At 65.3% G+C, this 12,717-nt stretch carries 13 protein-coding genes and 1 tRNA gene; 8 read left to right on the top strand and 6 right to left on the bottom strand.

Going from position 1 to position 12,717, the window contains the following annotated elements; all coding sequences use genetic code 11:
* Positions 1-293: 293 nt before the first annotated feature.
* A complete protein-coding gene (locus CI41S_RS08535; RefSeq protein ID WP_210242625.1) occupies positions 294-1,223 on the top strand; it encodes a LysR family transcriptional regulator in 930 nt (309 codons plus the stop codon).
* A 32-nt stretch (positions 1,224-1,255) separates the two neighbouring features.
* Here CI41S_RS08535 and CI41S_RS08540 read toward each other — a convergent pair.
* A tRNA-Arg gene (locus CI41S_RS08540) sits at positions 1,256-1,332 on the bottom strand.
* A 115-nt stretch (positions 1,333-1,447) separates the two neighbouring features.
* Entirely contained in the window at positions 1,448-2,953 is a 1,506-nt protein-coding gene (locus tag CI41S_RS08545; RefSeq protein ID WP_139858482.1) for a flavin-containing monooxygenase, read from the bottom strand.
* Between the two features lie 77 nt (positions 2,954-3,030).
* Between CI41S_RS08545 and CI41S_RS08550 the strand changes: the two genes are divergently transcribed.
* The 3 genes from CI41S_RS08550 to CI41S_RS08560 all read left to right on the top strand — a co-directional run bounded on the left by CI41S_RS08550 (position 3,031) and on the right by CI41S_RS08560 (position 5,849).
* Positions 3,031-3,669 (top strand): TetR/AcrR family transcriptional regulator, encoded by a 639-nt coding sequence (locus tag CI41S_RS08550; RefSeq protein ID WP_139858483.1) that lies wholly within the window; start codon positions 3,031-3,033, stop codon positions 3,667-3,669.
* Positions 3,670-3,884: 215 nt separating this feature from the next.
* Positions 3,885-4,982 carry a helix-turn-helix transcriptional regulator gene (locus tag CI41S_RS08555; RefSeq protein WP_139858484.1) on the top strand — a complete coding sequence of 366 codons (1,098 nt, stop codon included), beginning with the start codon at positions 3,885-3,887 and terminating at the stop codon, positions 4,980-4,982.
* Between the two features lie 270 nt (positions 4,983-5,252).
* Complete coding sequence (locus tag CI41S_RS08560; RefSeq protein ID WP_430650010.1) at positions 5,253-5,849, top strand: hypothetical protein; 597 nt, start codon at positions 5,253-5,255, stop codon at positions 5,847-5,849.
* Between the two features lie 10 nt (positions 5,850-5,859).
* Here the strand turns inward: CI41S_RS08560 and CI41S_RS08565 are convergent, their stop codons facing one another.
* The 3 genes from CI41S_RS08565 to CI41S_RS08575 all read right to left on the bottom strand — a co-directional run bounded on the left by CI41S_RS08565 (position 5,860) and on the right by CI41S_RS08575 (position 7,886).
* Positions 5,860-6,282, bottom strand: a complete 423-nt coding sequence (locus CI41S_RS08565; protein ID WP_139858486.1) for a CAP domain-containing protein — start codon at positions 6,280-6,282, stop codon at positions 5,860-5,862.
* Positions 6,283-6,586: 304 nt separating this feature from the next.
* The gene (locus CI41S_RS08570; protein WP_139858487.1) at positions 6,587-6,793 is read right to left on the bottom strand and encodes a hypothetical protein; all 207 of its coding nucleotides are present in this window, start codon (positions 6,791-6,793) and stop codon (positions 6,587-6,589) included.
* An 82-nt stretch (positions 6,794-6,875) separates the two neighbouring features.
* A complete protein-coding gene (locus tag CI41S_RS08575; protein ID WP_139858604.1) occupies positions 6,876-7,886 on the bottom strand; it encodes a 2-dehydropantoate 2-reductase in 1,011 nt (336 codons plus the stop codon).
* A gap of 155 nt (positions 7,887-8,041) precedes the next feature.
* Between CI41S_RS08575 and CI41S_RS08580 the strand changes: the two genes are divergently transcribed.
* Positions 8,042-8,644: a YidB family protein gene (locus tag CI41S_RS08580; RefSeq protein WP_139858488.1), complete on the top strand. Its 603-nt coding sequence runs from the start codon at positions 8,042-8,044 to the stop codon at positions 8,642-8,644.
* Positions 8,645-8,669: 25 nt separating this feature from the next.
* Entirely contained in the window at positions 8,670-8,948 is a 279-nt protein-coding gene (locus CI41S_RS08585; RefSeq protein ID WP_139858489.1) for a GlsB/YeaQ/YmgE family stress response membrane protein, read from the top strand.
* Positions 8,949-9,341: 393 nt separating this feature from the next.
* Here CI41S_RS08585 and CI41S_RS08590 read toward each other — a convergent pair whose 3' ends face one another.
* Complete coding sequence (locus CI41S_RS08590; RefSeq protein ID WP_139481785.1) at positions 9,342-10,124, bottom strand: SDR family NAD(P)-dependent oxidoreductase; 783 nt, start codon at positions 10,122-10,124, stop codon at positions 9,342-9,344.
* 268 nt (positions 10,125-10,392) lie between these two features.
* On the opposite strand from CI41S_RS08590, the gene CI41S_RS08595 reads away from it, so the two are divergent.
* Complete coding sequence (locus CI41S_RS08595) at positions 10,393-11,460, top strand: acyl-CoA dehydrogenase family protein (protein WP_139858490.1); 1,068 nt, start codon at positions 10,393-10,395, stop codon at positions 11,458-11,460.
* A gap of 30 nt (positions 11,461-11,490) precedes the next feature.
* Entirely contained in the window at positions 11,491-12,651 is a 1,161-nt protein-coding gene (locus tag CI41S_RS08600) for an acyl-CoA dehydrogenase family protein (RefSeq protein ID WP_139481783.1), read from the top strand.
* The last annotated feature ends 66 nt before the right edge of the window (positions 12,652-12,717 follow it).

Raw genomic sequence — 12,717 nt, forward strand, 5'->3', positions numbered from 1 at the left:
TAGAGGGAGGGTCCAATCGATATTTGAGATTCGAACTATTGGCCGCGTGGATACAGCCTTCTGCCGCATCGCGAGGGCTGCGGCTTTCGGCGGCATTCGCGGCTAGGGCATCCGTTTGGCGGGGCTTCGCATCCCGCTAGATTGTCGCCTGTGAACGTTGATGGTATTGAACTTGCTAGCATTGAGCTCTGCCGCATTGCAGAATCTCAACGGACTCAATGCCGATGTATCACTGCCGCCGGCAGTCAGTGCGATTTGAATGCTGCGATCTGCTCCATCGACGGGAGCCTGTTTTGAACCTTCGGAACGTTGATCTGAACCTGCTCGTTGTACTCGATGCGCTGCTGAACGAGCGCAACGTCAGCCGCGCCGGCGAGCGCATCGGCCTCAGCCAGTCCGCGGTGAGCGCTGCGCTGGCGCGGCTGCGGGACATGTTTCACGATCCGCTGCTGGTTCGCGTCGGCCGGGATCTCGCACTGACGCGCAACGCCGAGGAGCTGATCGTCCCGCTGCGCGAGACGCTCGACCGGATCGAAACCAGGCTGCTGCAGAAGCCGCGGTTCGATCCTGGTGCGGACGTCCGGACATTTTCCATCAGCGCGTCCGACTATGCGGGTCTGGTGCTGCTGGCGCCTCTGGTCCGTGCGGTCGCCGCCGAAGCGCCGAACGTGACGATTCACCTGCTGCCGCGTTCGCGGGATCCCGCCCGCATCCTTCAGGCGAACCAGGCCGACCTTGTCATCGAGCCGAGCGAGCTGTTCGGCGACAGCGAATTTCTCTCTGCCGCGCTGATGAGCGATCGCTGGCTCTGCGCGTTGGATGCCGACAATCCGGCGGTGCGGGAGGGCGAGATCACGCAGGAGCAGTTTCTGCGGCTGCCGCATCTGGTCTACGGCATCGGACGCGATCGGCAGCTCAACCTCGCGGACCAGTATCTGGCGCAGCTCGGCATCCAGCGCCAGATCGACGTCACGGTTGAAAGCTTTCTGCTGGCGCCCTTCCTGATTCAGGGCACGCAACTGGTCACTCACGTCCTCGAACGCGCCGCCAAGCGCCTGATTCCAACGAGCAGCATTCGGCTCGTGGAATCACCCTTTGATGTGCCCGACATCCACGAGGCGATGTTCTGGCATCCGCGCCACACCACCGACCCCGGCCATCTCTGGCTGCGCGAGCGGCTCAAAGCGATCGCGAAGGAATTGGATTCCGCTGAAGAGGCCTGAATTCCCGCGAGCCTTGGCAAACCGGATAGTAATGGCGATCCCGGGAAGACTCGAACTTCCGACCTACGGTTTAGGAAACCGTCGCTCTATCCGGCTGAGCTACGGGACCGCGAACCCGGCGAAGCATGCGGGCGTGCATCCCATAGCAGAGCTGGCGCCTGATCGCCAGCCTGCGCAGACGTTCGGCGCGCATGAAGTTGCGCGGAATTCGCGCGTCCGCTGCGCTATGCCACCTGCCGCGCCTCGCCCGAGGCCGCGTTCGCCGCCGCGGTCCGGCGCGCCGGTAGGAACTCGAGCGCGTCGTCGGCGAGCGCGCCGAAACGCAGGGTCATGATGTCGAGGGCGTAGTTCTGATACAGCCGCCACGGCCGGCGCGAGCCCTGCTTGGGGAATTTCGCGGCGGCGCGCTGGATGTAGCCGGAGGAGAAATCGACCCAGGGCAGCTCGGTGACATCGGGATCGTTGCGCCGCGGCGTCACCTGCGCGTAATTGTTGGCCTTCATGTAGTTGAGCGTGCGGCAGACATATTCGCAGGAGAGGTCGCATTTCAGCGTCCAGGACGCGTTGGTGTAGCCGAACGCGGCAGCGAGGTTGGGCACGCCCGAGTACATCAGCCCCTTGTAGTTCATGGTCTTGGAGAGATCGACGGCGGCGCCGTCGACGCTGAGCGCGAGCCCGCCGAGCACCTGCAGATCGAGGCCGGTCGCCGTCACCACGATGTCGGCGTCGAGCGCCTTGCCTGACTTCAGCTTGATGCCCTCGGGCGTAAACGTCTCGATCTGGTCCGTGACGACGGACGATGTGCCGCTGCGCAGCGATTCAAACAGGTCGCCGTTCGGCACCAGGCAGAGCCGCTGGTCCCACGGATTGTAGCGCGGCGTGAAATGGGTGGCGACGTCGTAGTCCGGCCCCAGCGCGTGGCGCACGCCGCCGAGGATCAGCTTCTTCACCCGTTCGGGGTCGCGCTTGCAGAGCCGGTAGAAATACATCCCGAACAGCACGTTCTTCCAGCGCGTGAGGCCGTAGGCGAGCTTTGCCGGCAGCCGCGCGCGCAGCCAGTCGGCCACCTTGTCCTTGTCGGGCCGCGCCACGACATAGGTCGGCGAGCGCTGCAGCATGGTGACATGCGCGGCGGTCTTGGCCATTTCCGGCACCAAGGTCACTGCGGTGGCGCCCGAGCCGATCACCACCACCTTCTTGCCGGCATAGTCGATGTCGTCGGTCCATTTCTGCGGATGCACGACGCGGCCGGCGAAATTGGCGATGCCGGGGAAATCGGGCGTGTAGCCCTGCTCGTATTTGTAGTAGCCGCTGCACATGAACAGGAAGCTGCAGGTCAGGCGCTCGATCGCCTTCTCAGGCCCGCGCTCGACCTCGACCGTCCAGCGTGAATCGGCCGACGACCAGTCGGCGCTGATGACGCGGTGGTTGAAGCGGATCTTCCGGTCGATGCCGTACATCCGCGCGGTGTCGCGCACGTAATTCAGGATCGACGGGCCGTCGGCGATCGCCTTCGGCTCGGTCCACGGCCGGAACGAATAGCCGAGCGTGTACATGTCGGAGTCGGAGCGGATGCCGGGATAGCGGAACAGGTCCCAGGTGCCGCCGATGCAATCGCGCCCCTCGAGAATGGCGTAGCTGCGGTCCGGGCAGTTCTTCTGCAGATGATAGCCGGCGCCGATGCCGGAGAGGCCCGCGCCCACGATCAGCACGTCGAAATGACTGGACACGCCCGCACCTCCCGTTTTGACAATCTATCTTGTCAGATAACTTGACATCTGACAATGCCGCGTGTCAATACTTTTTCATGGGAAGCAGCCGCAAAGCCCGCCTCTATGGCGGCATGGACGCCGAGGAACGCCGCGCCGAGCGGCGGCTCAAGCTGATCGATGCGGCGGTCGAGGTCTATGGCGAGGTCGGCTATCGCGGCGCCACCGTGAAGGCGATCTGCGAAGCTGCCGAATTGACCGAGCGCTATTTCTACGAATCCTTCGCCAACAGCGAGGCGCTGCTGATCGCCGCCTACAGCCATGTCGTCGGCCATCTGCATGAGGAAATGGCGGCGGCTGCGGCAAGCGCGGGCAACGATCCCGAGGCGCGGCTGCACGCGGCGCTGACGCTATATTTCACGCGGCTGAAGCAGCATCCGAAGCCGGCGCGGGTGTTCCTCCTGGAAATTTCCGGCATCAGCCCCGCGGTCGATGCGGTCAAGCTCGATGCGTTGTGCACCTTCAGCAACATCCTGGTGCCGCCGGCGAGCGATCCGAAACGCGGCGACAAGGCGTCAGCGGCCGCGCTGCTCTCGATCGGCATGGTCGGCGCGGTGATCTCGATCGCGCTGCGCTGGGTGTCGAAGGCGTATCCGCAGCCGCTCGAGGAGGTGGTCGCGGCCGCGGCCAGCTTCTGCCGCGTGGCGCTGGCTGAGGCCGATCGCCACCGCAGCTAGCGGTCCGTCGCAGGAAACCACGGCGCAAACAGGCCAAATCGGGCGATTTCGCGCCGAAATATCCGGGCCTGGTGAAGCAGCTCATATCCCTGGCGGTAATTTAACTTGCAAGTTGGGCGGCACCGGCTTTCCTAAGCACGGTAGCGGGCGTAAGCGAGTGCAGCGGGTTTCGTCTCGCGAAGTAAACGGCTTCTTGCATCGGGCGGAGCTGAGCCTTGATCGACCTGCGCAGACTGGACCATGTGACTGCGAGCCTCGGCGACGTGGTGCTCGATCCCGCGGGATGGCCGTCCTTCATGGACCAGGTCTGCACCGCGGTCGGCGCCACCGGCGCGGCGATGCTGCAGAGCGATGTCCGCACCGAGGACATTCCGCGCACCGATTCGATCACCGATTATTTCACCAGGATCTACTTCCCCACCAACCTGCATCGCACCGACATCCGCGCCGCCCGCGGCGTGCCGCTGATGATCGCCGGCACCACCGTGATCACCGATGGCGATCTGTTCGAGTCGGAAGCCGAGATGCTGCGCGATCCGCTCTACGCCACGCTCGGCGAGTTCGGGCTGAAATGGTTCGCCGGCGTCGGCTTCCACGCCGGTCCGGCGCTGTGGGCGCTGACCATCCAGCGCTCGCCGAAGGAAGGCATGTTCGAGGCCGACGAGATCAAGGCGCTGGCGAGAATATCGGGACGGCTCACCGAAGCCGCGACGCTGTCCACCGTCGCCGGCCGCGCCGCATTGTCGGGCGTCACCAGCGCGCTCGACCTGATTCAGGTCGCGGCGATTGCCGTCGGCCGCTTCGGCGCCATTATCGGCATGAACAGCCAGGCCGAGGCCTGTCTCGGCCCCGAACTTGCGATCCGCAACAATCGGCTGACGCTGCGCGACCGCCAGGCCAATGCCGACCTGACGCGGCTGATCGATCAGCTCGCCCACACCTCGGACCTGCAGCCATTGCCGTCATCGCCGATCGTGGTGCGCAGGATCGACAAGCGGCCGATCGTGATCCAGATGCAGCCGGTGCTGCCGGCAGCGCGCTCGCCGTTCCTCGGCGCCCGCGCGATCCTCTTGATCCGCGACCTCGAAGGTAATCCCGCATTCGACCAGGCGCTGCTCGCCGCGACCTTCGAGCTGACGCCGGCGCAGGCGCGTCTCGCGACGCGGCTTGCGCGCGGCGATTCGGTCGAGGATGCGGCCGTGCAGGCCGGCGTTGCGCTCGCCACCGCGCGCAATCAGTTGAAGGCGATCTTCCAGAAAACCGGCACGCACCGGCAGGCGGAACTGGTGGCGCTGCTGCACAAGGTGAAGTGAAGGATTCGACACGAATTGTTCGGAAGTTCTGCACGCCAGCGCGCTTAAGACGCCTTCAAATGTGGCGGAGATGCGAAAGGCTGTGTTCCATCAGACACAGCGACGAAATTGCCGTTCCGCAGCGCACCGAAATCATCGGGTTCCGGGGGTGACAAGCGTCACCAAAATGGCGACAATCGGTAAAATCTGTGTTCCCAAGGTTTGGTTTCAATGTCCGTGATGCCGTCACGATCATCGACGTTGGCTGTTGCCGTTTGTACCGCCGGCTTGATGCTGGCGTCCGCGGAGGCGCGCGCGCAATGGTGGCGCAGTTCACCGAAGGATTTTGAGGATTGCGCCGATCTCGCCGAGAAGGCGAAGACCAAGCAAGACAAGACCGCGCAGCTCGCCGAGTGCAATTCCAAATTCGCCGGACGCCGCAAGCCGGGCGGCGGCTACACCTATTACGACTTCATGCAGGACCGCAGCTACGACATCGCCGGTCCCAATCCGACGCCGGAAGAGCAGAAGCGGATCGACCTCGAATACACCGCCTATCTCGAGAAGCAGCGCCGCTCGAGCATCGTCGCGGCATTCAACGCCAAGCAGCTGCAGGAGCAGGAGAAGGCGCCGGAGCCGCCGCCGCAACCGCAGCAGCATCCGCCGCAGCTTCAGCAGGCATCGCTGCGCAGCCCGACCGAGAAGGTGCCGGTGCCGGTCGCAAGCCCGGTCAAGCAGGCGGCGCGGATCCGCGCGGCGCAATGCGCCAAGAACACGTTCTCCTGCGAATGGCCGCGGCTGTCGCAGAGCCTCGATGATCTCAAGAAGATCTTCACGCCGCAGCCCGCACCGCCGGCGACGCCGAGCCGGACCGCGAAGCGCGGCTGACGACCTCGCGTTAGTCGCTGATCACCATCGCCCAGAACCTGCGGTACGGCGACTTCGCATTGTCGACGAAGGCGACGCCGACGCGCTTCGCGCCCGGCATCAGCAGATTCTCGCGATGCCCCGCCGAATTCTCCCACTGCTTCAGCATCTCGGCAAAAGCGATGAAGCCGGCGCCGATGTTTTCCGCAGCGCGCCGCTTCTTCAGCGGCTTGATGCGGGTGAAGAAGCTGCCGCCGGCGGAGTGGCTGACCGATCCGCTCGCCGACATCGCCTGCGCCTGCTTCAGCGCCACTGCATTCAGCCTGGCATCGAGCTTCACCGCAGGCATGGCATGGGCGCGCCGATAGCTACTGATGGCGCCGGCATAGTCGGCGGCACCGGCCGTCGTCGCGAAGCAAAACACGAGACCGAGCGCGAGCACGGCGGATCTCATTTCAAATCGTCTGATCATTGCGTGGGGTGATGCGGTGGGTTGTCGGTGCCTTGTCCGCCATGCGACATTTGCAAGGCGCGGGATGGGAGGGGGCATCTATAGAGGATTCATCCGCGAACGAACAACAGCCGGCATCGCCGCAGGGGGCGCCTGCCAAAAATGCCGAAAAACAACCCCATGCAAAGTAGCCGGCGGCGGCCGGCGTTCGGCACTTGACATGTCGGGCAACTCAGCGATATTCTTCCAATATTCCGAAATGTTGGAAACGCCCCCTCGCGGGGAGCGGTGAAGCGGAGCCGTTCGCCTAGTTTCGCGCACGCTTTTTGTGGTGGTGCTTCATTGGCCGCGCGAGCGGGGTTATCTGTTCGCCCGATCGCGCCGACCTCGCGGCGCGCTGCTCCTGCAGCCGCGCGTCGTAGCCCGGTGACGGCACCACGGTCGGCGGCGCGGCGTGTGCAACGGTTGAGCTGAGTCCTGCAATCGTCACCAACATCACGACAATCGCTTTCATGCCACTCTCCTTCCGAACGCAATCCATCGCACCCTTTGTTGGAGCGTGATCGATTCGGAAAACCGCTTCGCACTTTTCCGGATCATGCTCTGCCCGCGCGGATCTGCTCCGGCGTCAGCCCGGGCGAGCCCTTGCCGTTGGCTTCGGCCTGCCGGACCAGTGCGATGACGCGGCGCGACAGCGGCGCGTCGAGGCCGCGGCGATCGGCGATCGCGGTGATGACGCCTTGCAGATAGTCGATCTCGGTGCGGCGGCCGCGCTGCAGGTCCTCCCACATCGAGGAGCGCGCCTCGGGATCGATCTTCATGGTGCGGCCGAGCAGCATCTCGAAGACCGCATCCGGCAACCGCAGCAGCGGCGGCATCCAGCTCGAGGGCAGCGGCGTCGGCGACACCGGCGCGATGCCCTCGGCGCGGACCGCGGCCAGCCCCTCCGCCATCTGGTCGGCGAACAGGCAGCGCCAGTTGCGCTGCGCGAGTTGCTGGCGCAGTGGAATGTCGGACAGCGCATTGAGCGCGTTGTTGAGGTTGACGATCAGCTTGCCCCACTGCACGCCGTCGATGTTGCCGGTCGCGCGGATGGCAAGGCCCGGGACCGAGAGGCGCGCCGCGGTATCGGCGTCGTCGTTGGCGATCACGATGTCGCCCGAGGTCGAGCGATGAAAGCGGCCGTCGCCGAGCGCCACCACATTGAACGGCACCATGCCGCCGAGCACGCTGCGGCCGGCGAGGCGCTCGCGCAGCACCGGCACATTGCCGACGCCGTTCTGCAGGCTGACCACCACGGTATCGGGCGCGGCATGGCGCGCGATCAGCTCGGCCATCTCGCCGGTGTCGGCGCTCTTCACCGTCACCAGCACCATCTGCGCATCGGCGAAGATCGACGGATCGTCCGACAGGATCAGCCGGTCAGCGGCTAGCTTTTGCTCGGCACCGTCGTAATTGGTGACGCGGAGCCCATTGGTGGTAATTTCTTCCACCACCCGCGGCCGCGCCAGCAGCGCAACGCGGCGGCCGGCCGCGGCCAACATACCGCCGACGAAGCAGCCGATGCTGCCGGCGCCTGCAATGCCGATCGGCCGGTTCTCGTTCATCTGACCCAACATCCGTTCATCAAGGCTCGATAGCAGAGCACGGGGTGGAGACCTATTCAACGCGCCGCGGGTCCGGACGGTTCGTCGCCTTGTAACCGTCATGGCCCGCAGCTATGTTTCCGCGGCGGGGCACGGTTGCGGCAGGAGGAAACGACATGGGTTTGCTCGACGTACTCAACGGCATGCAGAACGGCCCCCGCGGCCCGAGCGCGCCAAGCTCACAATCCGATAGCTCCGGCGGCGGAATGTCGCCGATCACGATGGCCATCCTGGCACTGCTGGCCTGGAAAGCGGTCAAGCATTTCGGCGGCAGCGGCCAGCCGAGTGAGGCCGCCCCGACCCCGAAGCCGGCTCAGGCGCCGCCGCTGCCCGGCAATGTCACCGTAGGCCTGCCCGGCGGAGCCGGCGGCGGCGGGCTCTCCGATCTCCTCAAGGGCGGACTGGGCGGCCTGCTCGCAGGCGGCGCGGCCGGCACCGTGCTGAGCGGCGGCCTCAACGACCTGCTCCAGCAGCTGCAGGACAAGGGCCATGGCGACACGGCCAGTTCCTGGGTCAGCAACGGTCCCAACAAGTCGATCGAACCCGGCGATCTCGCCAACGCGCTCGGCGCCGACCAGATCAACTCGCTGGCGTCGCAGAGCGGATTGTCGCGCGATGAATTGCTGCAGGGCCTCAGCCAGTATCTGCCCGACGCGATCAATCATCTGACGCCGGACGGCCGGCTGCCGAGCGGCGACGAGCTGCACGGCAGGCTGTGACGGAATTCAGCGGAGGGCGATCAACATGGGCGGCATCATCTGGATCATCATCGTCGGCTTCATCGCCGGGATCATCGCGCGATTCCTGTCGCCGGGGCCGAACAACCCGACCGGGTTCATCCTCACCACCGTGCTCGGCATCGCCGGCGCGTTCCTCGCAACCTGGGTCGGACAAGCGATCGGCCATTACGGTCCCGAGCAGGGTGCCGGCTTCATCACCGCCACCATCGGCGCGCTGGTGGTGCTGTTCATCTGGAACCGGCTGGTCGCCGCGCGGGTGATTTCGGATCCGGGTAACAAGTGACGGCGGAGCCGTCACGTCCCGTCATTGCGAGGAGCGAAGCGACGAAGCAATCCATGCCTCCGCAAGCGGACAGATGGATTGCTTCGCTAACGCTCGCAATGACGGGGGCGTTGAGCGCTGCTTCACCGCGCCTGCACTGTATCGTAAGGCGAGCACGCTAGCCGGGCTCCCTCCCCCCTTGCGGGGGAGGGCTGGGGAGAGGGGTACCACACGACGCGCTCTCTCCACCGAGTGCCGATGACGCGAGCTCAAGATTACAAGAGCAAAGCCTCCACCAATCATCTCGCCCGCGGCCACCCCTCTCCCCACCCTCTCCCGCAAGGGGAGAGGGAGCCTGACAGATGTGCTCACCTCACTTGGCGCGATCACCAGCAAGCGCTGAGTCGCTGCGCCTTACTGAATCAAATGCATGCCAGCGTCCATGCGGACGAATTCGCCGGTCATGTTGCTCGACGCCGGGCTCGCCAGGAAGCAGACCAGGTTGGCGATATCCTCGGCCGTCGACGCCACCTTCAGCGGCACCCGCGCCACCACGGCATCGCGCACCTGCTTGGCGCCCGCCTCGCCGCGGCCCTTGGTGAACCAGGGCGTATCGATATAGCCGGGGCAGACGGTGTTGACGCGGATCAGCGGCGCCAGCGCGCGCGCCAGCGACTGTGTCATGGTGTTGAGCGCGCCCTTGCTCGCGGCATAGGCGACCGACGAGCCGCCGCCGGAAATGCCGGCGACCGAGGAAACGTTGACCACCGCCGACGGCCGGCCCGATGCCTTCGCGCCGGCCTCGAGCAAAGCTCGCGCGGCGCGCACCATCTGGAACGGGCCGATGGTGTTGACGGCATAGATGCGCTGAAAATCTTCCGCCGTGAGGCCATCCATATCGTGATGCGGCACATGCTTGGTGGTGCCGGCATTGTTGATCAGCACGTCGAGGCGGCCCCAGCCCTGCGCGGCGGCCGCGATCTTCTTGCAGTCCTCATCACGCGAGACGTCGCCCTGCACCACCAGCACCTCGGCGCCCTGCTTGCGGCAAGCCTCCGCGGTCGCCTCGGCTTCCGCCTTGCTGTTGGAATAGTTGACGATGATGCGCGCGCCCTCGGTGGCGAGGATCTGCACGGTGGCGGCACCAAGCCCCGATGCCGACCCCGTCACGATCGCGCACAAACCTTCCTTCGACATCTGCGTTTCCTTGTTGTTGTGAGCCAGATGAATTGCGGTGGCATACCATATCGCGCAGCCGGATCCCTGAAAAATCTGGCCCGCGAAACTGCGAAATCCGCACTGCGGAATTAATTCATTGCATGGCTGATCGCATGCCACCTGCGCAAGTGGCCCTGCGGGCAATGCTTGTCACGGCTATGGCTTTTCCTCATCATTGAGCGCAAGACAAATAGCGCAAGCAGGGCCCGCCGCACGGCGCCTTGCGCCAATCAACATGAGGAACGCTGTGGCGGAGAGTGAGAACATCGTCGCCGAGACCGCGGACAAGATTTTCGCCGATCTCGCGGATGCCCAGACCATCAATCACGACAAGCAGGGCGCATGGAAGGCGCCGCTGTGGCAGGCGCTGACCGAAGCCGGCCTGCCGCTCTCCTGGGTGCCTGACGAACTCGGCGGTTCCGGCGCCAGCCTCGCCGACGGTTTTGCGGTTCTCAACGTCGCCGGCCGCCACGCCATCGCCGTTCCGCTGGCCGAAACCATGCTGGCCGGCTGGCTGCTGACACAGGCGCAAATCGCCTCGCCCGAAGGCAAGATGACGGTGCTGCCCGCGAGCCCGAAGGACCGCATCACGCTGGCCGCCGACGGCTCCCTCTCCGGCCGCGCCCGCGGCGTGCCGTTTGCCAAAGAGGCAAAGCATTTCGCGGTGCTGGCCGATAGCAAGGACGGCGTCTCGATCGCGCTGGTCGACGCCGCGAAATGCCGGATCGAATCCGGCATCGGGCTCGGCGGCGATCACAGCGACATCGTCACGCTCGACAAGGTGCAGCCGGCCACGATCAAGCCCGCGCCAAAGGGATTCGAGCAGACCACGCTGATGCTGATGGGCGGCGTGGTGCGCAGCCTGCAGATCGCGGGCAGCCTAGAATCGATGCTCGACATCTCGGTGCACTATTCCAACGAGCGCGTCGCCTTCGAGAAGAAGATCTCGAAATTCCAGGCGGTGCAGCACAACCTCGCCCGCCTCGCCGGCGAATCCGCCGCTGCTCTCGCCGCCGCGACCTCGGCGGCCGACACCATCGTCAACGCCAAATCGCTCGACAATGACGCGGTGTTCCTCGAGGCAGCGTCGGCAAAGATCCGCTGCGCGGAAGCGGCCGAGAAGGGCGGCGGTATCGCGCACCAGGTGCATGGCGCGATCGGCTTCACCAGCGAGCACATCCTGCACCGCTACTCGCTGCGCGCGCTGGCCTGGCGCGACGATTTCGGCTCGGAAAGCTATTGGGCCGTCGAGCTCGGCAAACTGGTGGCGAACCGCGGCGCCGACGAATTGTGGCCGCTGGTGGCTTCGCGCTGAGATCAGGCAGAAAGATCAGGACTGGACATCATGACTGCAGCCCTTCGTTTCGATCCGATCCGCCTGCCGGAAAAATGCGAGCAGCTTCGTAAAGAGGTGCGCGCCTTCCTCGCCGAGGAAATCGCCGCCGGCACCTTCGATCCCCATGCGCCGAACCGCGAGGACAATGACGCGCCGGAGTTTTCGCGCCGCGTCGGCGCCAAAGGCTGGCTCGGCATGACCTGGCCGAAAAAGTACGGCGGCCAGGAGCGCTCGTTCCTGGAGCGCTATGTGGTGACCGAGGAGATGCGGGTGGCCAACGCGCCGACCCGGCGGTTCTTCGTCGCCGACCGCCAGAGCGGGCCGGTGCTTTTGAAGTACGCGCCTGAGCACATCAAGATGGACATCCTGCCGCGGATCTGCCGCGGCGAGGTCTGCTTTGCCATCGGCATGAGCGAGCCGAACTCCGGCTCCGACCTGTTCGCGGCGAAGACCCGCGCGACCAAGACCGACGGCGGCTACCTGATCAACGGCACCAAGATCTGGACCTCGTCGGCGCATATCGCCGACTACATGATCGCGATCTTCCGCACCTCGCAACCGACCAAGGAAAACCGCCGCCACGGCCTGACGCAATTTCTGGTCAAGATGAAGCAGCCGGGCATCAAGGTGAACCCGATCGGCCAGATCACCGGCCAGTTCGAATTCAACGAGGTGGTGTTCACCGACTACTTCGTGCCCGACGATCACGTGCTCGGCGAAGTCGACGGCGCCTGGAAGCAGGCGACCAGCGAGCTCGCCTATGAGCGCTCAGGGCCCGAGCGCTTCCTCGAGACCTATTACGTGCTGACCGAGCTGGTGCGCGCGGTCGGCAAGAATCCGGACACCCGCTCCGCCGAAGGCATCGGCCGACTGGTGGCGCAGGTCCACACCATGCGCCGCATGTCGGTGTCGGTCGCGGGCATGCTGCAGGCCGGCAAGGAGCCGGTGGTGGAAGCCTCGATCGTGAAAGACATCGGCACGGTGTGGGAGCAGCAGTTGCCGCACCGGGTGCGCGATCTCGCGGCGTTCGTCGAGGAGACCGCAAGCAACCGCGAGACGCTGGAGAAGCAGCTCGATTTCGCCATCAAGACCGCGCCCAAGCTGACGATCCAGGGCGGCACCACCGAGGTGCTGCGCGGCATCATCGCCCGCGGTTTGGGCCTGCGCTGACACCCGATGGGACCGACGATCTCACCGCGATCACTCACACCTCTCCCGGAGGGAGAGGTCGGCGCG

This window comes from Bradyrhizobium ivorense (assembly GCF_900696085.1).
Classification (GTDB): domain Bacteria; phylum Pseudomonadota; class Alphaproteobacteria; order Rhizobiales; family Xanthobacteraceae; genus Bradyrhizobium; species Bradyrhizobium ivorense.